This is a genomic window from Streptomyces sp. NPDC049585 (assembly GCF_040675615.1).
GTDB lineage: Bacteria > Actinomycetota > Actinomycetes > Streptomycetales > Streptomycetaceae > Streptomyces > Streptomyces luteosporeus.
This window is the reverse complement of the sequence record NZ_JBFAPE010000027.1, coordinates 18,061-39,886: the sequence shown is the minus strand read 5'-3', so window position 1 is coordinate 39,886 and position 21,826 is coordinate 18,061. Positions and strand designations below refer to the sequence as shown.

The following is a 21,826-nucleotide window of genomic DNA, read 5'->3' as shown; positions in this document are numbered from 1 at the left end:
CATGACAGGGACGAGCACCGCCGCGCCCACCATCAGCCCGGCACTGCTGTACGACGACGCCAAGGCCGCGATCGACCAGCTCACCGAGGCCTTCGGCTTCACCCAGGTCGCGCTGTACGAGAGCGAGGACGGCACCGTCCTGCACGCCGAGCTCGCCTACGGCAACGGCATCGTCATGGTCGGCTCCAGAGGTCGCGGCGGCGTCTTCGACGACGCGATGGCGGGCGCCGGGCCCATGGGTGTCTACGTGGTCGTCGAGGACACCGACGCGCACCACAAGCGGGCGGTGGAGCACGGCGTGGAGATCGTGATGCCGCCGACGGACCAGGAGTACGGCTCGCGCGACTACATGGCCCGCGACCTCGGCGGCAACGTCTGGAGCTTCGGCACCTACGCGCCCCAGGGGCCGCAGGTGGCGGGCTGAGGCGCCCCGTAGGGGCGCGGGGAACTGCGCGATCGGCCACCGACGGCCCGCAGCCTTGGGTGGAGCGCAACACTCCCCGTGCGGGCACGTCGTGGCTTGTCGCGCAGTTCCCCGCGCCCCTGCGGGGCGTCGTCCTACGCCCCGCCCCGGTGGACCTGGAACGCCGCCCGGCGCACCGCCTTGGCCAGGGCCGGGTCGGGGTGGGCGGCGGCGAGTGCGACCAGCACCTGGACGGTGCGGGGGTGGCCCACCGCGCGTACCTCCTCCAGCAGCCCCGGCACGGTGCCCTGCACCGCCGACTCCAGGTGGCGCACCAGCAGGCGCCCCTCCCCGTGGTCGGCCACGGCCGCCGCCGTGTCCACCCACAGCCAGGTGGCCTCCTCGCGGGTGAGCACCTCCGCGGCCTCCTCGGGGTCGTGCCCCTCGTGCTCGGCCAGCCACAGCAGCGCGTACGGCCGCAGGACGGGCTCGGCGGCCGCGGCCCGCACGGCGGGCTCGGCGGGCGCACCGACGGCGCGCAGCGCCTCGAAGGCCAGGCCGCGGACCATGGCGTCGTCGCCGCGGGCGGCCTCCAGCAGCTCGGTGACGGCGCTGCGCACGGGCCGGGCGGCCAGCCAGGCGCGGTACTCGGCGCGGGCGGGGCCGGGGGTGAGGTCGGCGCAGCCGAGCAGCATGGCCTGCGCGGACAGCTCGATGTTGCCGGCGGGGCTCTGGGCGGCGACGCAGATCTGCTCCAGCTTGACCCACACCGCCCAGTTGCCGAGCGCGGTCAGCACGGCCTCGGCGGCCGGGCCCGTGCCGCGCATGACCAGGGCGCCGACCGAGTCCAGCGCGGCGAGGGCCCAGTCCAGCAGGCCGGGCAGCGGGTCGCCGGCGGCGGCGCGGGCCGGGGCGGGCGGCGTCGGGGCCCCGTAGGGCACCTCGCACCGCTCGGCGCGGATCTCGGCGACGCGCTGCTGCAGCAGGTCGAGCAGCATCGCCACCGACACCGGCCCGGCCGACAGGTGCATGACGGACAGCAGCTGCGGGACGGCCTCCACGACCTCGGCGGCGACCGTCGGGTCGGCGTCGGCGGGCTCGGGGTGGGCCAGGGACCAGGCGTCGAAGAGGGCGACCCAGCCGCGCAGCACGGCGCTGTCGTCGCGGTCCCAGGCCTGCAGCCGCCAGCCGGGCCGGGCGGTGTCGCCGTGCAGCTCCAACAGGCCGGCCAGGCGCGCGCGGTCCCAGTGGTGGCGCACCTCGTGCGGCGTCAGCCCCAGTGCCGCCGTGGCGCGTTCGGCCGTGGGGCCGCACAGCCCGCCTTCCGCGCCGGGCCGCAGCACGGCGCCGCGGGCGCACTCCTCGGCCACCCAACGGGCCAACCGGACCGCGCCGGTGAGGCCGGCCCGGGCCAGCCGGGCGAGTTCCTGCCGGGCCGGGGTGCCGGCGGGCGGGCGGGGCGCCGGACGGGCGCCGCGGCCCGCCACGGCCCGGCGGGCGGCCGTGATCGGCTGTCGGGGGACCAGTCTGAGCCGGGAGTCGCGCGGAGTACGGGACGTCACAGGAGCAGTCTTGCCGTTCACGCTCCGAAAACCCAATCGGAATCAACTATCCGGCCGCGCGGGGCCCCTGGCGAGGTGCCACGGGGCGTCTCGCACGACGTGTCACATGAGGGGGACGAGGAAGCGCCGCAGCGCCTCCTCGTAGCGCTCCGGGTCGGCGTTCCAGGCGCCGGCGTGGCCGGCGCCGCGCACGGTCTGCAGCGAGAACAGCGCCGGTTTGCGGGCGACGAGCGCCCGGGAGCGCTCCAGTGGCGCGAGGGTGTCCTCGGTGCCGTGGAGGACGAGGACGGGCACGTCGAGCGGGCCGGGGTCGGCGGCCTGGGCGAGTCCGTCGGGGGCCAGGCCGAGGCGGCCCTCGGCCGCCCGGACCGCAAGCGGAATCAGCGGCGCCGGGGCGCGGTGGACCGACAGGGCCGCCATCAGGGCGGGCCAGTCGAGCACCGGGGCGTCCAGGACGAGCCCGCTGACGCGCCCCCGTATCTCCGGGCCGGAGCTCCCCTGCGCCTCGCGGACGGCGGCCAGCAGCGCCATCGTCGCCCCGGTGGACCAGCCGTGCAGCACCACGCGGCGGGCGCCGTTGGCCACCGCGTAGCGGACAGCAGCGTCCACATCCCGCCACTCCCTGGCGCCGAAGTGGCTGATTCCGTGCGCCTGGCGCGGTGCCCCGGGATCACCCCGGTAGGTGACGGCGAGCACCGGCAGGCGGTGCCGGTGCAGGAACGGCATCAGCACCATGGCGTGCTCGCGGCCGGCGAAGGGACCGTGCACGCTGATCACCCACGTGTCGCGGCCGCCCGGCACGAACCAGGCGGGCAGCGGCCCCAGCTCGCCCGGCACCGTCACGTCGTCGTGGTCGATGCCCAGCGCGTCCCGGGGCGTGCCGGTGTGCAGCTGCGGGGTGAGCCGGACCCGGTCGCCGGGCTGCAGGGTGCCCGTGACCACCTTCTCCAGGCGCCGCACCACGCAGTCGTGCGGATGCGAGACGTCCGGGACGACCGGTCCGACGACCGCGTGCATCCGGCGGCCGGCCAGGCCGTACGTACCGGGGCGCAGCGCGGCCGGGGTACGGGTGAGGGTGACGGTGCCGGAGTCCACGTCGTGCACGGTGAGCCGGGGCTCGCCCGGCAGCGGGTGGCCCGGGGCGGCCTTCAGGGCGGCGTCACCGGCGTAGCGGCCGACGGCGACGGCGGCTGCGCCGAGGCCGATCAGTGTGGTTGCGGCCCACGCGGCCGCTCGGCGGGCGCTCACGCCTTCCAGTGTGGGCGGCGTCGCCGCCACCGGCCAGTGGGCGGGCGCACTACGGCTGCTGGCCGTAGCCGGAGAGTTTCTCCGCCGCCTGCGCCAGCTGGTCCGGGGACAGGAGGGCCGGGGTGCCGCCCGGGACGGAGGAGGCCGTCAGCCACAGCCGGCACATCCACTCCAGCTGGGCCGTGCGGTCGTAGGCCTGGTCGAGGGTGTCGCCGTGGGTGAGGGTGCCGTGGTTGCGCAGCAGACAGCCGGTGCGGCCGTCGAGGGCGGCCAGCACGTGCCCGGCCAGTTCCTCGGTGCCGTACAGGGCGTACGGGGCCACGCGCACCGGGCCGCCGAGGGCCGCGGTCATGTAGTGGACGGCGGGCAGCTCGCCGACCAGCAGGGAGACGGCCGTGGCGTGCACGGCATGGGTGTGCACGATCGCGGCCGCGCCGGTGGCGCGGTAGACGGCCAGGTGCATGGGCAGTTCGCTGGTGGGGGTCAGCGTGCCGAGCACCTGCCGGCCGTCCAGGTCGACGCCGACGACGTCGGCGGGTCCCAGCCGGTCGTACGGGACGCCGCTGGGCGTGACGAGCACCACGTCCCCGACCCTCGCGGAGACGTTCCCCGACGTGCCCACCACCAGCCGGTCGGCAGTGCTGCGGCGAGCCGTGGAGACCACATCCGCCCAGGTACGGGCGATGTCGTCGGGGAGTGGGCCCCCTTGTCCGGGGATCCCCGGGGACGGTTCGGACAGCATCTTCGATCTCCACCTCCGGATGCCTTCGCCAACGCTCGCGACCCCGTTCACCTTCCGTTCACCCTGAGTCCCTACGGTCGCCGCGTACTGACCATCGAACTGATTGCCTGGGTGAATGGAACACATCACGCTTCTCATCGGGATCGTGATCGTCACGGCCTTGGTGTTCGACTTTACGAACGGCTTCCACGACACGGCCAACGCCATGGCCACCACCATCTCCACCGGAGCGCTCAAGCCCAAGACCGCGGTCGCCATGTCGGCCGTCCTCAATCTCGTCGGTGCGTTCCTGTCCGTCGAGGTCGCCAAGACGATCTCCGGGGGCATCATCGATGAGAGCGCCGGCATCCGGCCAGAAGTGATCTTCGCCGGCCTCATCGGCGCCATCGTCTGGAACCTGCTCACCTGGCTGGCCGGCCTGCCCTCCAGCTCCTCGCACGCCCTCTTCGGCGGCCTCATCGGCGCCACCGTCGCCTCCGTCGGCTTCCACGCGGTCAACGCCGACAAGGTCGTCATGAAGGTGCTCATCCCCGCGGTCGCCGCGCCGATCGTGGCCGGCATCGCCGCCACCGTCGCCACCCGCCTGACCTACCGCCTGGCCAAGGGCCGCGACGAGCGCGACACCGCGAAGGGCTACCGCGTCGGCCAGATCGCCTCGGCCGCCCTGGTCTCCCTCGCCCACGGCACCAACGACGCCCAGAAGACCATGGGCGTCATCACCCTCACCCTGGTCGCCGGCGGCGTCGTCGCCCCGCACTCCGACCCGCCGATGTGGGTCATCGTCTCCGCGGGCCTGGCCATCGCACTCGGTACGTACATCGGCGGCTGGCGCATCATCCAGACCCTCGGCAAGGGCCTCACCGACATCAAGCCCGCGCAGGGCTTCGCCGCCCAGACCGGCGCCGCCACGGTGATCCTCGCCTCCTCCCACATCGGCTTCGCCCTCTCCACCACCCAGGTCTGCTCCGGCTCGATCATGGGCGCCGGCCTCGGCCGCAAGGGCGGCGTCGTGCGCTGGTCGACCGCCGGCCGCATGGTCGCGGCCTGGGGTCTGACCCTGCCGGCCGCCGGCCTCGTCGCCGCCGGCGCGGCCCTCCTGGCCGACCAGGGCCGGTGGGGCGTGACCGCCGTCGCCGTCCTCGGCCTGGCCGTCTGCGGCGGCATCTGGGCGGCCTCGCGCCGCAAGCCGGTCACCCACGACAACGTCAACGACCTCAACGAGCCGCAGGGCATCGCCACCCCGGCCACCGTGGAGCCCGTCGGCGTGGTCACCGCGGCCCTCCAGGCCGTCGCCCCGCCGCCGGCCGGCCCCACGGCCGCCCACGCCCCGGCCCCCACCCCCACCCCCGCGACGACCGGCTGAGCGCCGGGCACGGAGGAAGAAACACCATGCACATCGACTGGGCAGCTTTCGCCGAGGTCTTCGGGGTCAGCCTCGTGGTGACCGTCGGGCTCGTGGGCCTGTTCACGCTCGGCATCGTCGGCACGTCCCGCAGGACGGACGCGGCGGGCGGCACGGCGGCCGCGGGCGCGCTGGCGCGCACGGGCGCGTACGCGTGCTTCGCGCTGTGCGCGGCGGCCGTCGGATACGGCATCTCGCTGATCGTGGCCTGAGTCCACGCGCACCGAAAGGGCGGACCGGAGTTTGCTCCGGCCGCCCTTTCGGCGTTGGCGGGTGACCCGTCGGGGGTCCGGGGGCAGCGCCCCCGGGAAACGGTGAAAGGGCGGGTCAGGGGCTCGGCCGCCCGCAGGGCCCCGCCCCCGGGGCGAGTTGACGGGCCTTCCGGGACCGTGGTGGACTGCCCGGGCCAAACGGCGACAGCAGAGGAAGCCGGTGCGAATCCGGCGCGGTCCCGCCACTGTCACCGGGGAGTGTCCCCCCACCCAACAGGGCCACGGCGCAAGCCGGAAGGCCGGGGGCGATGCGGATCCGGGAGCCAGGAGACTCTGGTCGCCGGTCACGTCGAGCCAGGGCGAGGACCCTGAGTGAGGACACGCATCGGCCATGCCCTGTCGCGGTTTCGCCTGCGGCGCCGCCCTCGGATTCCTGGGCGACCTGGTTGTCGGTGACCCCCGCAGGGGGCACCCTGTTGCCGCGTTCGGGCGTGCGGCCCACGCCCTGGAGCAGCGCTTGTGGCGCGACGACCGCGGACGCGGTGCGCTGTACGCCGCCGTGTGCACCGGTACCACCGTGGCGGGCGCCGCGCTGCTGGCCCGTGCGGTGCGCGGCCGGCGGGGCGCGGACGTCGCCCTGACGGCGGCCGTCACCTGGGCGGTGATCGGTGGGACGTCGCTGGCCCGGGAGGCCCGGGCGATCGGCGGGGCGCTGGCCGCCGGTGATCTGGAGGTGGCCCGGGAGCGGTTGCCGCATCTGTGCGGCCGTGACCCGTCGTCGCTGGACGCCCAGCAGATCGCCCGTGCCGTGGTGGAGTCGGTGGCCGAGAACACCTCGGACGCCGTCGTCGGCGCCCTGGTGTGGGGCGCGCTCGCGGGCGTACCGGGCCTGGTGGGCTTCCGTGCGGTGAACACGCTGGATGCGATGGTCGGTCACAAGTCGCCGCGGTACCGCCGCTTCGGCTGGGCGTCGGCCCGGCTGGACGACGTCGTCGGCTGGCCCGGTGCGCGGCTGACCGCGGCCCTGGCGGTGCTGGCCGCGCCGGATCCGCGCGGTGCCGCGCGGGTGGCGCGACGGGACGCGCACCGTCACCCGAGCCCCAACGCCGGCCCGGTCGAGGCGGCGTTCGCGGGGGCGCTGGGGGTGCGTCTGGGCGGGACGCTGGCGTACGGGGGCCGCATCGAGCACCGGCCCGTCCTGGGCGCGGAGCTGCGCGCCGTGCGCACCGGGGACATCGAGCGCGCGGTGCGCCTTTCGCGCCGGGTGTCGCTGCTGGCGCTGGGCTGTGCGGTCGGGGGCCGGGCAGTGGGCAGCCTTCTGAGGGCCGGGACGACCAGGACTGGGAAAGCGAGGAACCGGTGACATCGCAACCGCGGGGCGGGGGCCTGCTGGTGGCCGGGACCACCTCGGACGCGGGCAAGAGCGTGGTGACGGCGGGCATCTGCCGCTGGTTGTCCCGCAAGGGCGTCAAGGTCGCGCCGTTCAAGGCGCAGAACATGTCGCTCAATTCGTTCGTGACGCGCGAGGGCGCGGAGATAGGGCGTGCGCAGGCCATGCAGGCGGCCGCGGCGCGCGTCGAGCCGAGTGCGCTGATGAATCCGGTGCTGCTCAAGCCCGGCAGCGACCGCAGCAGCCAGGTCGTGCTGATGGGGAGACCGGTGGGTGAGCTGAGCGCCCGCGGTTACCACCAGGGGCGTCAGGAGCAGTTGTTCGCCACGGTGACGGAGTGCCTGGCCGAGCTGCGGCGTACGCACGACGCGGTGATCTGCGAGGGCGCCGGCAGTCCGGCGGAGATCAACCTGCGTCGTTCCGACATCGTCAACATGGGCCTGGCCCGGGCCGCGCGGCTGCCCGTGGTCGTGGTCGGCGACATCGACCGCGGCGGCGTCTTCGCGTCCTTCTTCGGTACGACGGCGCTGCTCTCCCCCGAGGACCAGGAGCTGATAGCGGGGTACGTGGTCAACAAGTTCCGGGGCGATGTGACGCTGCTGGAGCCGGGCCTGGAGATGCTGCGCGACCTGACGGGCCGGGCGACGTTCGGCGTGCTGCCGTTCGCCCACGGCCTGGGCATCGACGAGGAGGACGGCCTGCGGGTCTCCCTGCGCGGCGCGGTCCGCGAGTCGGTGGTCGCCGCCCCGCACGGCGCGGACATCCTGCGGGTCGCCGTGTGCGCGGTGCCGCTGATGTCGAACTTCACGGACGTGGACGCGCTGGCGGCCGAACCGGGCGTCGTCGTGCGGTTCGTGGACCGACCCGAGGAGCTCGCCGACGCGGACCTGGTGGTCGTCCCGGGTACGCGCGGCACCGTACGGGCGCTGGCGTGGCTGCGGACGCGCGGGCTCGCCGACGCCCTCGTCCGGCGGGCGGCGCAGGGCCGCCCCGTCCTGGGCATCTGCGGCGGCTTCCAGCTGCTGGGCGAGCGCATCGACGACGAGGTCGAGTCGCGGGCGGGCACGGTCGAGGGGCTGGGCCTGCTGCCGGTGCACGTGCGCTTCGCGGTGGAGAAGACCCTGGCCCGGCCGGTCGGCGAGGCCCTGGGCGAGCACGTGGAGGGGTACGAGATCCACCACGGCGTGGCGGACGTACGGGGCGGGGACGAAGCCTTCCTGGACGGCTGCCGGGTGGGCGCGGTGTGGGGCACGCACTGGCACGGCTCCCTGGAGAGCGACGGCTTCCGCCGGGCGTTCCTGCGCGAGGTCGCCCGCGCGGCCGGACGGGCGTTCGTCCCGGCGCCCGGCACGTCCTTCGCCGCGCTGCGGGAGGAACAGCTCGACCGGCTCGGCGATCTGATCGAGGAACACGCGGACACGGACGCGCTGCTGCGCCTCATCGAGGACGGGGTGCCGGGCGGAGTGCCGTTCATACCGCCCGGGGCACCGCAACTGACCCGTTCCCCCCAGGGAGGTAACCGCTGATGTCCTCGTCCACCTACCCCTTCACCGCCGTCGTCGGCATGGACGACATGCGCCTCGGTCTCCTGCTCAACGCGATCTCGCCGTCGATCGGCGGCGTCCTGGTGCGCGGCGAGAAGGGCACCGCGAAGACCACCACCGTCAGGGCGCTCGCGGCGCTGCTGCCCGAGGTGGAGACCGTCGCGGACTGCCGGTTCTCCTGCGACCCGGCGGCGCCGGACCCGCACTGCCCGGACGGGCCGCACGCGGGCGCCGACCGTGCCGTGCGCCCCGCGCGGATGGTGGAGCTGCCCGTCGGCGCGTCCGAGGACCGGCTCGTCGGCTCGCTCGACATCGAGCGGGCCCTGGGCGAGGGCGTCAAGGCGTTCGAGCCCGGCCTGCTGGCCGCGGCCCACCGGGGCGTGCTCTACGTCGACGAGGTCAACTTGTTGGGCGACCACCTCGTCGACTCGCTCCTCGACGCGGCGGCCACCGGTGTCTCCTCCGTCGAACGCGAGGGCGTCTCCGTCCGTCACGCCTCCCGCTTCCTGCTCGTGGGCACCATGAACCCCGAGGAGGGCGAGCTGCGCCCGCAGCTCCTCGACCGTTTCGGGCTGACCGTCGAGGTCGCGGCCTCGCGCGAGACCGAGGAACGGGTCGAGGTCGTGCGCCGCCGCCTGGCCTTCGACGAGGACCCCGCGGGCTTCGCCGGGCGGTGGGCCGCCGAGGAGGAGGCGCTGCGCGCCCGCCTCGCCGCGGCCCGGGCGCTGCTGCCCGGCGTCCGGCTCGGGGACGGCGCGCTGCGCCGGATCGCGGCCGTGTGCGCCGGCTTCGAGGTGGACGGCATGCGCGCGGACATCGTCACCGCGCGGACGGCCGCGGCCCTGGCCGCGTGGGCGGGGCGCACCCGGGTGTTGACGGAGGACGTGCGGCAGGCGGCCCTGCTCGCGCTCCCCCACCGGCGGCGGCGTGCGCCGTTCGACGCGCCGGGCCTGGACGAGGCCAAGCTGGACGAGATCCTTGCGCAGTTCGAGGACGTCGAGGACGAGGACCCCGAGCCGGACCCCGATCCCGGTCCCGGCTCCGACCCCGAGCCGGACCCCGGCCCGGAGGGGCCAGAGGGACCGCAGGGGCCCGACGACGGTCCCGACGGCGGCGGCCGGCCGCCGCAGGACGGCGGGGCCGACGGCCCCCTCACCCCGGACGTACCGCCCCAGCGGGAGGAGCGGGCGCCGGACGGCGGCCCGCAGGACGCCCCGGCGGCCGGCGGCGGCGAAGCCACCGAGGCCCCCGCCGTGGCCGCCGCGGACCCCTTCCGCACCCGCCGCTTCTCGGTGCCCGGCCTCGGCGAGGGCGCCGACGGGCGCCGCTCGCGCGCCCTGACCGCGCACGGGCGTACGACGGGGGCGCGCCGCCCCCGCGGGCGCGTGCTGTCCGCCCTTCACCTGGCCGCCACCGTGCAGGCCGCCGCCCCGCACCAGCGGGCGCGCGGGCGCACCGGGCGGGGGCTCGTGGTGCGCCGCGACGACCTGCGCGAGGCGGTGCGCGAGGGCCGGGAGGGCAACCTCGTGCTGTTCGTCGTCGACGCCTCCGGCTCCATGGCCGCGCGCAAGCGGATGAGCGCCGTCAAGGGCGCCGTCCTGTCGCTGCTCATGGACGCCTACCAGCGCCGCGACAAGGTCGGCATGATCACCTTCCGGGGCGGGGCGGCGGAGCTCGCGCTGCCGCCGACCTCGTCGGTCGAGGCCGGCGCCGCCCGGCTGCAGCAGCTGTCCACCGGCGGCCGCACCCCGCTGGCGGCAGGCCTGCTGCAGGCCCACGAGGTGCTGCGCGTGGAGCGCCTGCGCGACCCCTCGCGCCGGCCCCTGGTGGTCGTGGTCACCGACGGCCGGGCCACCGGCGGCCCCGAGCCCGTGCAGCGCGCCCGGCGCGCGGCCGGCCTGCTCGCCGCCGCGGGCACGGCCTCGGTGGTCGTGGACTGCGAGGCCGGGCCGGTGCGCCTGGGGCTCGCCGGCGACCTCGGCCGGGCCCTCGGCGGTCCGGTCGTCACCCTCGACGACCTGCGCGCGGACACCGTCTCCGCGCTCGTCCGCACCGTACGCGACACCCACACCAGGAGGGCCGCCTGATGCCCAAGGGACAGCCGACCGTCGTTCCCGACGACGGGCTCACCACCCGCCAGCGCCGCAACCGCCCGCTGCTCCTCGTCCACACCGGCACCGGCAAGGGCAAGTCGACGGCCGCCTTCGGGCTGGCCCTGCGGGCCTGGAACCAGGGCTGGCCGATCGGGGTTTTCCAGTTCGTGAAGTCCGCCAAGTGGAAGGTCGGCGAGGAGAACGCCCTGCGCGTGCTCGGCGCCTCCGGCGAGGGCGGCACGGTCGACTGGCACAAGATGGGCGAGGGCTGGTCCTGGATCCAGCGCGACAGCGAGCTCAGCAACGAGGAGAAGGCCAAGGAGGGCTGGGAGCAGGTCAAGCGCGACCTGGCGGCGGAGAAGTACAAGCTGTACGTGCTGGACGAGTTCGCCTACCCCATCCACTGGGGCTGGGTGGACGTGGCCGAGGTCGTCGAGGTCCTGCGCGACCGGCCCGGCACCCAGCACGTCGTCATCACCGGCCGCAACGCGCCGCAGCAGCTCCTGGACGCCGCCGACCTGGTCACCGACATGACCAAGGTCAAGCACCCCATGGACGCCGGCCAGAAGGGCCAGCGGGGCATCGAGTGGTGACCGTCCCCCGCCTGGTGATCGCCGCCCCGGCCTCCGGCAGCGGCAAGACCACCGTCGCCACCGGCCTGATGCGGGCCTTCGCCGACGCGGGCCTGGCCGTCTCCCCCCACAAGGTCGGCCCCGACTACATCGACCCCGGCTACCACGCGCTCGCCACCGGCCGCCCCGGCCGCAACCTCGACGCGTACCTGTGCGGGCCGGAGCGGGTCGCCCCGCTGTTCCTGCACGGCGCCGCGGGCTGCGACATCGCCGTCGTCGAGGGCGTCATGGGCCTGTTCGACGGCGCCGCCGGTCAGGGCGAACTGGCCTCCACCGCCCACGTGGCCAAACTGCTGCGCGCCCCCGTGGTGCTCGTCGTCGACGCGTCCTCGCAGTCGCGGTCGGTGGCGGCCCTGGTGCACGGATTCGCCTCCTGGGACCCGGAGGTACGGGTCGCGGGCGTCATCCTCAACAAGGTCGCCTCCGACCGCCACGAGGACCTGCTGCGCGAGGCGCTGGGCGGCGCCGGGGTACCGGTGCTGGGCGCCGTCCGGCGCGCCGGACAGGTCCACACGCCCTCCCGCCACCTGGGCCTGGTGCCGGTGGCGGAACGGCACGCCGATGCGGTGGACGCGGTGGCGGAATTCGCGGCGAGAGTACGCCAGGGCTGCGACCTGCAGGCCCTGCTGGCCCTGGCGCACAGCGCCCCGCCGCTCGCGGCGGAACCGTGGAGCGCCTGCGGCGGGCCGGATTCGGCACCTGCCGGTTTGCGCCCAGGTACGAAACGGCCAGTCGTGGCCGTCGCCGGCGGTGCCGCGTTCACGTTCTCGTACGCCGAGCACACCGAACTGCTCACCGCCGCCGGCGCGGAGGTCGTCACCTTCGACCCTCTCCGCGACGAGTCGCTCCCCGACGGCACGCGAGCCCTCGTCATCGGCGGCGGGTTCCCCGAGATGTACGCGGCGGAGCTCTCCGCCAACGAGCCCCTGCGCAAGGCCGTGGAGGAGCTGGCGCGTTCGGGCGCGCCGATCGCCGCCGAATGCGCCGGCCTGCTCTACCTCGCCCGCTCCCTGGACGGCAAACCCATGTGCGGCGTGCTGTCCGCAGATGCGCACATGTCCGAGCGGCTGACGCTCGGCTACCGGGAGGCCGTCGCCGTGACCGACAGTCCGCTGGCCGCCGCCGGTACCCGCGTGCGCGGGCACGAGTTCCACCGCACGGTGATCGAGCCGGCTGCCGGTGCGACCCCGGCGTGGGGGTTCACGCACCCGCGCCGTCAGGTCGAGGGCTTCGTCCACGGCGGCACCGTGCACGCCTCGTACCTGCACGTCCACTGGGCCGGAGCCCCCGGCACCGCGGCCCGCCTCGTCGCGGCGGCGGCCGCGCGGACGTGAACGTGTACGTCGGCGTCGGCGCCCGCCGCGGCGTGGGCGCCGACGAGGTGCTGGCCCTGATCGCGCGTACCGTCCGCGAGGCCGACAAGGCGGCGGCCGTCGTCGCCCTGGCCACCGTCGACGCCAAGGCGGACGAGCCCGGCATCGTGGCCGCCGCACGGCACCTCGGCGTGCCGCTGCTGACGTACCCGGCGGCCGCGCTGGCCGCCCGCCCGGGCCCGGGCCGGCCGTCGCCGGCGGCGCTGGCCGCCGTGGGCGTCCCGGGGGTGGCGGAGGCGGCGGCGCTCGCGGCCGCCGGGGAGGGGGCCGTCCTCCTCGTCGGCAAGCGGATCTCACCGCGTGCAACCTGTGCCGTCGCCCGCCGGTAACGTATCCGCTCGTGCACCGCATATCCCCTGAAACAGCCCCCGACCTCGACCTCCGCCACCACGGGGACGCCGAAGTGCGCGGTCTGGGCGCGCAGTTGACCGATCTGGCGGTCAATGTGCGCGCCGGTACGCCCCCGCAGTGGCTGCGGGAGCGGATAGCCGACTCGCTGGGCACGCTCGCCGCGTACCCGGACGGCCGGGCGGCGCGGCGCGCGGTGGCCGTGCGGCACGGGTTGCCGGAGGAGCGGGTGCTGCTGACGGCCGGTGCGGCGGAGGCGTTCGTGCTGCTGGCCCGTGCACTGCGGGTGCGGCGGGCGGTGGTGGTCCATCCGCAGTTCACCGAGCCGGAGTCGGCGCTGCGGGATGCGGGGCACGCGGTGGAGCGCGTGGTGCTGGACGCCGCGGGCGGCTTCCGCCTCGACCCGCGGGCGGTGCCGGCCGACGCGGACCTGGTGATCGTCGGCAACCCCACCAACCCCACCTCCGTGCTGCATCCGGCCCGTGACCTGGCCCGGCTGGCCCGCCCGGGCCGGACGCTGGTGGTGGACGAGGCGTTCATGGACGCGGTGCCGGGCGAGCGGGAGTCGCTGGCCTCCCGGACGGATCTGCCGGGGCTCGTCGTCCTGCGCAGCCTCACCAAGACATGGGGCCTGGCGGGGCTGCGCATCGGGTACGTCCTGGCCGCCCCGGACACGGTGGCCGCCCTCGAACGCGCCCAGCCGCTGTGGCCGGTGTCGACGCCGGCGCTGGCCGCCGCCGAGGCGTGCAGCAGGGCCCTCGCGCTCGCGGAGGCCGAGCGGGCGGCGCAGGAGACCGCCGCCGACCGGACGCACCTGCTGGCCCGGCTCGCGGAGTTCGCCGAGGTGGCGGCGGTCGGCCCGGCGGCGGCCCCGTTCGTCCTGATACGCCTGCCGAATGCGGCGGCGGTCCGCCTGCGCCTGCGGGCCCTGGGCTTCGCGGTGCGCAGGGGCGACACGTTCCCGGGCCTGGGCCCGGACTACGTACGCCTGGCGGTCCGCGACCGCGAGACGACGGACCGCTTCGTCGAGGTCCTCAAACAGGCGCTTTCGGGCAGTGCCCCGTAGGGGCGCGGGGCAGTGCCGATCTGCGGCTGCCGCCGCGAGGGCGCGACACGCCACGGCGCCCCGTAAGGGGCGCGGGGAACTGCGCGACAAGCCACGACGGGCCCGCAGCCGACCCCCGGGGTGGCGTGTCAGCGGCGGGCCGTCGCCGGCCGATCGCGCCCACGCGGCAGCAGCCGCACATCGACTCCGCCCCGCGCCCCTTACGGGGCACTGCATGATCCGCCGGACACGCCCCCAGGGGCGCGGGGAACTGCGCGACAGACTCAGCCCTTGCGCCGGCGCGCCGCGATCAGTGCCGCGCCGCCCGCCACGACGAGCAGCCCCGCCCCGCCCAGCAGGTACGGCGTCGTGGAACTGCCCCCCGTCTCGGCGAGGTTCCTGCCCACTGGCGTGGCCGCCGTCTGCGGCTTGACGTCCGGGGCCTCTGCCTTCACCTCCGCCTCCGGCGTGCGGCAAGCGGCCCGGGCCAGTGTCACCTTGCCGGTCACCTTGGCCACGCCCAGGGCGAGCGGGTCGACGGCGACGTCGAGGTCGAGTGCCGTGGCCGCGGCCGTGCGGGTCGTCGTGGTGCTCTGCGAGAGCGCCAGCCGTACGTGGCCGACGCCCGGGACGGTGACGTCGGTCGGTCCGTTCGCGGTGAGGGTGATCTTCTTGCCGAGCACCGAGACGCTGCCGGGCACGTGGGCGTTCGCGGTGGGGGTGCGGCCGGTCTCGCACACGGCTTCCGCGGTGATCTGCCGGGCCTGCAGCAGGGGGCGGACCGGCAGGCCCGGCAGGCGGACGGCGGCACCGACGACCTCGGCGCGGGCCTTGGCCGCCGTGCGGTCGGCGGTGGCGTGGGCGGTGGCGGCGTCGGCGCGCAGGATGCCGACGGGGCGGCCCTCCTCGATGCCGTCGAGGCTGACGGCGAGCGTGGTCCTGGTGGCGTCGCCGGGCGCGTGGACGTCGTCGAGCACGGCGTCGACGGGTACGTGCGCGGACCCGCCGAGCAGGGAGACGTCGAGGCCGGTGCGCAGGACGGTGGCTTCGGCGGTGCCGGTGGTGCCGGTCGTCCCGCTCGCCTGTGCGGGCGCGGCGCCGAGGGTCAGCGCGCCGAGGACGAGCGCGAGGAGGGCCGCCGGACGGCGTGCGGGCATGCCGAAGGACGGGCTGGTGGTGCTGGACACGTGTGTGGAACCCCCACGGGAGACAAGGAGCCGCCGGCGCGCCAATGGGGGACATCGCACGCCGACGGCATCGACCCCGCCATGGTGGGTGCCGTGTGGGTGAACCCACGTCAATCCGGAGCCAGTTCACTCCAAAGGGTGGGTTTCGCTTGACGGTGCCCCACTGGAACCAGCTAGAGCACCACGCGGCCCCGCAGCACCACCCGCTGCGGCGCGCCCAGCACCCGTACGTCCGCGCGGGGGTCGGCGTCGTAGAGGACCAGGTCGGCCGGGGCGCCCTCCTCCAGGCCCGGCCGGCCGAGCCACGCGCGCGCTCCCCACGAGGCGGCGGACAGCGCCTCCAGGGGCGGGATGCCGGCCTTGACGAGCTCGCCGACCTCCTGGGCGACCAGGCCGTGCGGCAGCGCGCCGCCCGCGTCGGTGCCGACGTAGACGGGGATGCCGGCGTCGTGGGCGGCGCCGACGGTCTCGTAGCGGCGGGCGTGCAGGCGGCGCATGTGGTCGGCCCACTGCGGGAACTTCTTCTCGCCGCCGTCGGCGAGCCGCGGGAAGGTGGCGATGTTGACCAGCGTCGGCACGATGGCCACGCCCCGTTCGGCGAAGAGCGGGATGGTCTCCTCGGTCAGTCCGGTGGCGTGCTCGATGCAGTCGATGCCCGCCTCCACCAGTGGGGCGAGGGTCTCCTCGGCGAAGCAGTGCGCGGTGACGCGCGCGCCGAGCCGGTGCGCCTCGGCGATCGCGGCCTCGACGGCGCCGCGGGGCCAGCAGGCGGCCAGGTCGCCGGTCTCGCGGTCGATCCAGTCGCCCACGAGCTTGACCCAGCCGTCGCCCCGGCGGGCCTCGCGCGCCACGTACGCGACGAGGTCCTCGGGCTCGATCTCATGGGCGTAGTTGCGGATGTAGCGCTTGGTGCGGGCGATGTGGCGGCCGGCGCGGATGATGCGCGGCAGGTCCTCGCGGTCGTCGATCCAGCGGGTGTCGGCGGGCGTGCCGGCGTCGCGCAGCAGCAGGGCTCCGGCGTGCCGTTCGGTCAGGGCCTGCTTCTCCGTGGTCGAGTCGTCGACGGCGCCGTGGGCGTCGAGTCCGACGTGGCAGTGGGCGTCGACGAGTCCGGGCAGCGCCCAGCCGTGGAGGGTGGTGACGTCGTGCGCGCCGACCGGTCGGTCGTAGGTGATCCGCCCGCCGACCACCCACATCTCGTCGCGCACCCCGCTCAGGGGGTCCGGACCGGTCAATATCCGTCCCTTGATGTGCAGCACCGGTGCCGCTGCCGCGCTGTCGTTCATGGAGGCCATGCACGCACTGTACGAGCCGCCCTCCCCCCGGGCGCCACCCCCGGCCCGGCCCGTTCGCCGGGAGGAGGGCGGCTCCGCCGCGCGGCGGAGGGAGTCCGCCGTGCGGGCCGAGGCGCCGGCTGCGGCACCGCGGAAGTCTTGGTGGCATGACGCACGTCCTTGCTCCCTCCCGGCACAGCGCCCCCGCCACCGCCCGCCGTCTGCTGCGGGCCGTCGCCGTCCTGGCCTGTGCGCCCTACCTGACGCTGAAGGCGGCCTGGTTGTGCGGCAGCCGGGCCGGGATCCCCGACGGCAGTCCGCTGCTGACCGACGACGTGATGCTGAAGGCAATCAACGCGGTCACCGTTGCGATGGACCTGAGCGTGATCGTGCTCGCCCTGCTGCTGACGCGGCCCTGGGGCAGGCGGGTCCCGGCGTGGCTGCTCGTGCTGCCGATGTACGGGGCGGCCGGGCTGCTCACGCCGATCATGGTGGGTTTCCCCGCCCAGCTGGTGCTGCGCGCCGTCGGTGCCGGGCACGGCGGGACGCCGGTGAAGGCGGCCGAACCGTTCCTCGCCGACTGGGTCTTCCGCGTCGTCTACGGCGGCTTCATCGTCCAGGGGCTGTGTCTGGGCGCCCTGTTCGCGCTGTACGCCCGCGACCGCTGGGGCCACCTGTGGCGCGGGCGCACGGGGGACGCGGGCCGTCGCGCCCGGGGCCGGGGCGAGCGGCTGCCGGCGCTGGCGGCGGTGGCGCTGGCCCCGCTGCCGCTGGGGGTGCACCTGGTGTGGGCGACCGGGTCGACGATCGGGCTGCCCGCCAAGATCGCCGCCGCCCGCCACGGCGAAGCCGCCGTCCTGGACGCCGCCTTCGTGCTCGCCGCCGCGGCCGCCGCGACCGGGCTGGTGCAGTTCCTGCGGCGCCGCGGCGGCTGGAGGCTGCGGACGGCGCTGCTGTGCACGGCCGTTCCCTCGGCGGCGCTCAGCTGCTGGGGCGGCTGGCTGATCGTCGCCGCACTCACCGCCCCGGACCGGCACGACCGGGCGGCCACGCCGCTGATGCTCGTCACCTACGCTGTCCAAGTGATCATCGGACTTCTGGTGCTCGCCGCCGGCGCCCGCTACTTCACCCGGCGGGCGGCAGCAGCGCCGGCCCCGGCCCGTACGCGGTGAGGGCCGCCCTGACGGGCCTCCTGGGGCGCCGTGCCCGGCTGCGCTGGGTGCACCTGCTGCTGGGCGGTGCCCTGCTCATGCCGTACTACCTGCTGACCAACACCGTGCTGTCGGTGTTCCTGCCGACGACCAACGTCTTCATGAACCCCAGCGTCCGCTGGCAGTTCGGGGCGCTCCTGCTCGCCCTGCCGCCGGCAGCCGTCACCGCCCTGCACCCGCTCGCACGACCGCTGGAGGGCGGTGCCGCGCGGGCGCTGCTCGTGCTGCCGGCGGACGGGCCGGCCGGGGGCCCGGCCCGCACCTGGGCGGCGCGGGGGCGCACGGCGCTGTGGTACGCGCTGCACCTGCTGGCCGGAGGCCTGGTCAGCGGCATGTCGCTGGCCGCGCCGCCGGCCGCCCTGGTGCTGCTCGCGCTGCCGGTCCTCGGCCGGCCCTGGCGGACGCACGACGTGGCGTGGCTCCAGGTCTTCGACGGGCCGGGCGCGGCGCTGGCCCCTCTGGCCGGGGCCGCGCTGCTGGCGCTGATCGTCGTCACCTCGTGGGCGGTCGGTGCGCTGCTGGCGGCCTGCGCGCCCGTCCTGCTGGGCCCGACCCCCGCCGAACGGCTGGCCGCCAGCGAGCGGCACGCCCACGAACTGGCCCTGCGCAACCGGCTGGCGCGGGAACTGCACGACTCGGTCGGGCACGCGCTCAGCGCCGTGACACTGCAGGCCGGCGCCGCACGCCGGCTGCTGGAGAGCGACCCCGCGTTCGTCCGCCAGGCGCTGGAGGCGATCGAGGAGACCACCCGCGCGGCCGTCGGCGAACTCGACACCGTCCTCGGCCTGCTGCGCGAGGACGGCACCGCACAGCACTCCCCCGCCCCCTGCCTGACGGACCTCGACGGCCTGCTGGAGCGCACCCGTGCCGCCGGCGGCACGGTCGAGGCGAGCGTGCCCGCCGGGCTGGGGACGGTGCCCCCGCACGTCTCCCGCGAGGCCTACCGCATCGTGCAGGAGGGGCTCGCCAACGCCCTGCGGCACGCGGGCCCGGTGCCCGTCCGGCTGCTGATCACCACCGACGACGACCATGTGGAGGTCACCATGGACAATCCGCTGGGGCCGGGCCCCTCCCGGCGCCGCGGCGGCGGCCGGGGCCTGCCCGGCATCGCCGAGCGCGCCCGGCTGCTGCGCGGCAGCGCCTCGTGGGGCGCGGACGGGAACGGCTGGCGACTGGCGGTGCGCCTGCCGCTGCGCGGGGACGCCCGGTGAGCGCGGGACCGGTGCGCGTCCTGCTGGCGGACGACGAGCGCCTGGTCCGTACCGCCCTGCGGGCCGTCCTGGGGGCCGAGCCGGGGCTGGAGGTCGTCGGCGAGGCCACGACGGGCGCCGAGGCGGTCTCGCTCGCCCGCGAGGTGCGCCCCGACGTCGTGCTCATGGACGTCCGGATGCCGGAGGTCGACGGGATCCGCGCCACGGAACTGATCCTCTCGGGCATGGACGCCCCGCCGCGCGTGGTGGTGCTGACGACGTTCGAGAACGACTCCTACGTCTACGACGCGCTGCGCGCCGGCGCCACCGGCTTCCTGCTCAAGCGCGCGGGCGCGGACGAACTCGTCCGCGCCCTGCACCTGGTGGCGCACGGCGACTCGCTGCTGTTCCCCGCCGCCGTACGCGACCTGGCCGCCGCCCACGCCGGGCGCGGCGCCCGGCGGGCGCGCGCGACCGCCCTGCGGGAGAGGCTCTCGGAGCGGGAGGCGGACGTGCTGCGCCTGATGGCGGCCGGCATGACCAACGCCGAGATCGCCGACCGCCTGGGGGTGGGCGCCGCCACGGTCAAGACGCACGTGGCGGCCGTGCTGGCCAAGCTGGGCGTCCGCGACCGCACGCAGGCCGTCATCGCCGCCTACGAAAGCGGTTTCGTCGCCCCGGCCGGCGAGCGGTGACCGGGCCGGGGCGAGGGGCTGCTCGGGTCATGGAACCGTAAAGGGACCTTGCGCGTTACCCGGGTCATGACCGCTATGACACCCGGCTCGAACCTGCCGCTCTCCGTCGCCCGCGTGACGGTGGACGTCACCGCCCCGGTGCGGCTCGACGTTTCGGGCCTGCTGCTCGCCCCCAACGGCAAGGTGCGCTCCGACGACGACTTCGTCTTCTACAACCAGCCCACCGGCCCGGGCGTGACCCACCGTGCCGCCTCCGGCTCCTCGCCCGACGCGATCACCGTCGACACCGCGGCCGTTCCCGCGGAGATCGACAAGATCGTGGTCACGGCCAGCCCGGACGCCCCCGGGGCGACCTTCGCCGGCATCGAGCCCACGGCGACCGTGCGCAACGCGGACGACGGCACCGTGATCGCCACCTTCACTCCGCCGCAGCTGGCGACGGAGACGGCACTGGTGATCGTCGAGGTCTACCGGCGGGGCGGCGCGTGGAAGGTGCGGGCGGTCGGGCAGGGCTACGCCGACGGGCTGGCCGGCATCGCCACGGACTTCGGCGTGAGCGTGGAGGAGCCGGCGGCGCCGCCGGCGGCACCGGCAGCCGTCGCCCCCGCGGCGCCGGTGACCCCTGCCGCGCCCCCGGTCCCCGCAGCGCCCCCGGCGCCGCCCGCCGCGCCTCCTGCGCCGCCGGCCGCGCCCGGCAAGGTGAACCTCGACAAGGGCCGGGTCAGCCTCCGCAAGAACGAGACGGTCTCCCTCGTCAAGAACGGTCAGCCGCTGATGCGTTCGGTGCGCATGGGCCTGGGCTGGGAGCCGGCCTGGAACGGCCGGGCCATCGACCTGGACGCCTCGGTCATCGCCTACGGCCCCGACCGCAACATGATCGACGCCTGCTACTTCGGCCGTCTGCAGATCCTGGGCGGTACCGTCCAGCACTCCGGCGACAACCTCACCGGCGAGGGCTCGGGCGACGACGAGTCGATCACCGTCCACCTGGGCGGCCTGCCGCCGGAGGTCACCGGCCTGGTCTTCACCGTCAGCTCCTTCACCGGCCAGAAGTTCACCGAGGTCGCCAAGGCGTACTGCCGGCTGCTCGACGCGCAGTCGGGCGAGGAGCTCGTCCGCTTCGACCTCACCGGCTCGGAGCCGACGACGGGCGTGCTGATGTGCAAGTTCATCCGCCAGTTCTCCGGCGAGTGGGAGATGACGGCGATGGGCGAGTTCGTCAAGTCCAAGACGGTACGGGATCTGGTGAAGCCGGCCGCCCAGGCACTGTGACGCCACCCGCCGGGCCGGCCAGCCGCGCCAGCCGGCCGTACGAGTCCAGCAGCGCGGCCCTGTCGTAGGAACCGGTGGTCACCAGCACCTCGTCCGCCCCGGTGCGCCGCACCAGGTCGGCGAGGGCGGCGGCCACCTCCTCCTGCGTACCGTGGAGGTGGCCCGCGAGCGACGACTCGTACAGCTCCCGCTCCCGGTCGGTCATCTCCAGCGCCGCCACCTCCTCGGCCGGGACCAGCGGTGGGAAGACCCCGTGCGTACGGGAGCGGGCCAGCGCCCACGCCTCCGGCATCAGCAGCCGCAGGGCCGCCTCGCGTGTGTCCGCCACGGCCACGTTGCCGGCGACGACCACATAGGGCTCCTGCCACCACACCGACGGCCGGAAGCCGTCGCGGTAGCGCTCGATCGCCGCGAGCGCCGCGCCCTGCCGCTTCAGCCCGCCGATCACCAGCGCGGCACCGGCGCGGGCGGCCACGTCGGCGCCGGCGTCGTTGGCGAGCACGAACACCGGCAGGCGCAGCCCCTCGGCGGGACGGGCGTGCACACCGGCGTACGGCAGCGGGTCGCCCGTGAACCAGTCGGCCAGCTCGGCGAGCTGCGCACCGAAGTCCCCCATCGCCTCCTTGCCGGTGCCCAGCGCCCGCCGGATGCCGTCGGTGAAGCCCACCGAACGCCCCAGGCCCATGTCGATGCGCCCGGGGAAGAGCGACTCCAGCACCCCGAACTGCTCGGCGACCACGAGCGGGCGGTGGTTGGGCAGCATCACGCCGCCCGTGCCCACCCGGATCCGCGAGGTCGCGGCGGCGACGGCCGCGGCCAGCACGGTGGGCGCGGACCCGGCGACCCCGGGCACGCTGTGGTGCTCGGCGACCCAGAAGCGGTGGAAGCCCAGCGCCTCGGCCTGCTGCGCGAACCGTACGGTGTCGCGCAGCGCCTCACCGGGCGGGCGGCCGCGGCGGGTGTGGGAGCGGTCCAGTACCGAGATCCGAAGGCTCACCCCCAC

At 75.6% G+C, this 21,826-nt stretch carries 20 protein-coding genes and 1 riboswitch; of the genes, 14 read left to right on the top strand and 6 right to left on the bottom strand.

The window, feature by feature from the left end; genetic code table 11:
• Window position 1: 1 nt before the first annotated feature.
• Entirely contained in the window at window positions 2-424 is a 423-nt protein-coding gene (locus tag AB0K17_RS24005) for a VOC family protein (protein WP_365984198.1), read from the top strand.
• Between the two features lie 134 nt (window positions 425-558).
• Here the strand turns inward: AB0K17_RS24005 and AB0K17_RS24000 are convergent, their stop codons facing one another.
• The 3 genes from AB0K17_RS24000 to AB0K17_RS23990 all read right to left on the bottom strand — a co-directional run bounded on the left by AB0K17_RS24000 (window position 559) and on the right by AB0K17_RS23990 (window position 3,955).
• On the bottom strand, window positions 559-1,965 hold the full coding sequence (locus AB0K17_RS24000) for a hypothetical protein (protein ID WP_365964804.1): 1,407 nt from the start codon (window positions 1,963-1,965) through the stop codon (window positions 559-561).
• A gap of 102 nt (window positions 1,966-2,067) precedes the next feature.
• The gene (locus AB0K17_RS23995; protein ID WP_365984197.1) at window positions 2,068-3,213 is read right to left on the bottom strand and encodes a prolyl oligopeptidase family serine peptidase; all 1,146 of its coding nucleotides are present in this window, start codon (window positions 3,211-3,213) and stop codon (window positions 2,068-2,070) included.
• A gap of 49 nt (window positions 3,214-3,262) precedes the next feature.
• Complete coding sequence (locus AB0K17_RS23990; protein WP_365964806.1) at window positions 3,263-3,955, bottom strand: class II aldolase/adducin family protein; 693 nt, start codon at window positions 3,953-3,955, stop codon at window positions 3,263-3,265.
• Window positions 3,956-4,070: 115 nt separating this feature from the next.
• Here AB0K17_RS23990 and AB0K17_RS23985 point away from each other — a divergent pair, with 115 nt between their 5' ends.
• From AB0K17_RS23985 to cobC, 9 genes are all read left to right on the top strand, one after another.
• A complete protein-coding gene (locus AB0K17_RS23985) occupies window positions 4,071-5,318 on the top strand; it encodes an inorganic phosphate transporter (protein WP_365984196.1) in 1,248 nt (415 codons plus the stop codon).
• 26 nt (window positions 5,319-5,344) lie between these two features.
• Window positions 5,345-5,569: a hypothetical protein gene (locus AB0K17_RS23980; RefSeq protein ID WP_365964808.1), complete on the top strand. Its 225-nt coding sequence runs from the start codon at window positions 5,345-5,347 to the stop codon at window positions 5,567-5,569.
• 209 nt (window positions 5,570-5,778) lie between these two features.
• A riboswitch (cobalamin riboswitch) is annotated at window positions 5,779-5,903 on the top strand.
• Window positions 5,904-5,960: 57 nt separating this feature from the next.
• Window positions 5,961-6,932 carry a cobalamin biosynthesis protein gene (locus AB0K17_RS23975; RefSeq protein WP_365984195.1) on the top strand — a complete coding sequence of 324 codons (972 nt, stop codon included), beginning with the start codon at window positions 5,961-5,963 and terminating at the stop codon, window positions 6,930-6,932.
• Window positions 6,929-8,485, top strand: coding sequence for a cobyric acid synthase (locus tag AB0K17_RS23970; protein ID WP_365964810.1), 1,557 nt, complete (start codon window positions 6,929-6,931; stop codon window positions 8,483-8,485). Before AB0K17_RS23975 ends, AB0K17_RS23970 begins: the two co-directional genes overlap by 4 nt.
• Entirely contained in the window at window positions 8,485-10,590 is a 2,106-nt protein-coding gene (locus AB0K17_RS23965; protein WP_365984194.1) for a putative cobaltochelatase, read from the top strand. Before AB0K17_RS23970 ends, AB0K17_RS23965 begins: the two co-directional genes overlap by 1 nt.
• The gene (gene cobO / locus AB0K17_RS23960; protein WP_344436983.1) at window positions 10,590-11,189 is read left to right on the top strand and encodes a cob(I)yrinic acid a,c-diamide adenosyltransferase; all 600 of its coding nucleotides are present in this window, start codon (window positions 10,590-10,592) and stop codon (window positions 11,187-11,189) included. The genes AB0K17_RS23965 and cobO overlap by 1 nt, the downstream gene beginning before the upstream one ends.
• Complete coding sequence (locus AB0K17_RS23955) at window positions 11,183-12,562, top strand: cobyrinate a,c-diamide synthase (protein WP_365984193.1); 1,380 nt, start codon at window positions 11,183-11,185, stop codon at window positions 12,560-12,562. Before cobO ends, AB0K17_RS23955 begins: the two co-directional genes overlap by 7 nt.
• On the top strand, window positions 12,559-12,930 hold the full coding sequence (locus AB0K17_RS23950) for a cobalamin biosynthesis protein (protein ID WP_365984192.1): 372 nt from the start codon (window positions 12,559-12,561) through the stop codon (window positions 12,928-12,930). The genes AB0K17_RS23955 and AB0K17_RS23950 overlap by 4 nt, the downstream gene beginning before the upstream one ends.
• An 11-nt stretch (window positions 12,931-12,941) precedes the next feature.
• The gene (gene cobC / locus AB0K17_RS23945; protein WP_365984191.1) at window positions 12,942-14,015 is read left to right on the top strand and encodes an Rv2231c family pyridoxal phosphate-dependent protein CobC; all 1,074 of its coding nucleotides are present in this window, start codon (window positions 12,942-12,944) and stop codon (window positions 14,013-14,015) included.
• Between the two features lie 263 nt (window positions 14,016-14,278).
• Here cobC and AB0K17_RS23940 read toward each other — a convergent pair whose 3' ends face one another.
• A complete protein-coding gene (locus AB0K17_RS23940; protein ID WP_365984190.1) occupies window positions 14,279-15,181 on the bottom strand; it encodes an SCO1860 family LAETG-anchored protein in 903 nt (300 codons plus the stop codon).
• A 173-nt stretch (window positions 15,182-15,354) separates the two neighbouring features.
• Entirely contained in the window at window positions 15,355-16,476 is a 1,122-nt protein-coding gene (locus AB0K17_RS23935) for an amidohydrolase family protein (protein WP_365964817.1), read from the bottom strand.
• A gap of 146 nt (window positions 16,477-16,622) precedes the next feature.
• Here AB0K17_RS23935 and AB0K17_RS23930 point away from each other — a divergent pair, with 146 nt between their 5' ends.
• The 4 genes from AB0K17_RS23930 (at window position 16,623) to AB0K17_RS23915 (ending at window position 20,823) form a co-directional block, all read left to right on the top strand.
• A complete protein-coding gene (locus tag AB0K17_RS23930) occupies window positions 16,623-17,627 on the top strand; it encodes a hypothetical protein (protein ID WP_365984189.1) in 1,005 nt (334 codons plus the stop codon).
• Window positions 17,624-18,877: a histidine kinase gene (locus tag AB0K17_RS23925; protein ID WP_365984188.1), complete on the top strand. Its 1,254-nt coding sequence runs from the start codon at window positions 17,624-17,626 to the stop codon at window positions 18,875-18,877. The genes AB0K17_RS23930 and AB0K17_RS23925 overlap by 4 nt, the downstream gene beginning before the upstream one ends.
• Window positions 18,874-19,551, top strand: a complete 678-nt coding sequence (locus AB0K17_RS23920) for a response regulator transcription factor (RefSeq protein ID WP_365984187.1) — start codon at window positions 18,874-18,876, stop codon at window positions 19,549-19,551. The genes AB0K17_RS23925 and AB0K17_RS23920 overlap by 4 nt, the downstream gene beginning before the upstream one ends.
• Before the next feature lie 75 nt (window positions 19,552-19,626).
• Entirely contained in the window at window positions 19,627-20,823 is a 1,197-nt protein-coding gene (locus AB0K17_RS23915; RefSeq protein ID WP_365984225.1) for a TerD family protein, read from the top strand.
• Here the strand turns inward: AB0K17_RS23915 and AB0K17_RS23910 are convergent.
• Window positions 20,771-21,826, bottom strand: a complete 1,056-nt coding sequence (locus tag AB0K17_RS23910; protein ID WP_365984186.1) for an MsnO8 family LLM class oxidoreductase — start codon at window positions 21,824-21,826, stop codon at window positions 20,771-20,773. The two genes, AB0K17_RS23915 and AB0K17_RS23910, sit on opposite strands and share 53 nt — an antisense overlap.

Excerpts from the sequence above, each read along its gene's own strand:
- AB0K17_RS24005 (WP_365984198.1), top strand. The coding sequence starts at position 2 with ATGACAGGGACGAGCACCGCCGCGCCCACCATCAGCCCGGCACTGCTG.
- AB0K17_RS23990 (WP_365964806.1), bottom strand. The coding sequence starts at position 3,955 with ATGCTGTCCGAACCGTCCCCGGGGATCCCCGGACAAGGGGGCCCACTC.
- AB0K17_RS23985 (WP_365984196.1), top strand. The coding sequence starts at position 4,071 with ATGGAACACATCACGCTTCTCATCGGGATCGTGATCGTCACGGCCTTG.
- AB0K17_RS23980 (WP_365964808.1), top strand. The coding sequence starts at position 5,345 with ATGCACATCGACTGGGCAGCTTTCGCCGAGGTCTTCGGGGTCAGCCTC.
- AB0K17_RS23975 (WP_365984195.1), top strand. The coding sequence starts at position 5,961 with ATGCCCTGTCGCGGTTTCGCCTGCGGCGCCGCCCTCGGATTCCTGGGC.
- AB0K17_RS23965 (WP_365984194.1), top strand. The coding sequence starts at position 8,485 with ATGTCCTCGTCCACCTACCCCTTCACCGCCGTCGTCGGCATGGACGAC.
- cobO (WP_344436983.1), top strand. The coding sequence starts at position 10,590 with ATGCCCAAGGGACAGCCGACCGTCGTTCCCGACGACGGGCTCACCACC.
- AB0K17_RS23935 (WP_365964817.1), bottom strand. The coding sequence starts at position 16,476 with ATGGCCTCCATGAACGACAGCGCGGCAGCGGCACCGGTGCTGCACATC.
- AB0K17_RS23930 (WP_365984189.1), top strand. The coding sequence starts at position 16,623 with ATGACGCACGTCCTTGCTCCCTCCCGGCACAGCGCCCCCGCCACCGCC.
- AB0K17_RS23915 (WP_365984225.1), top strand. The coding sequence starts at position 19,627 with ATGACACCCGGCTCGAACCTGCCGCTCTCCGTCGCCCGCGTGACGGTG.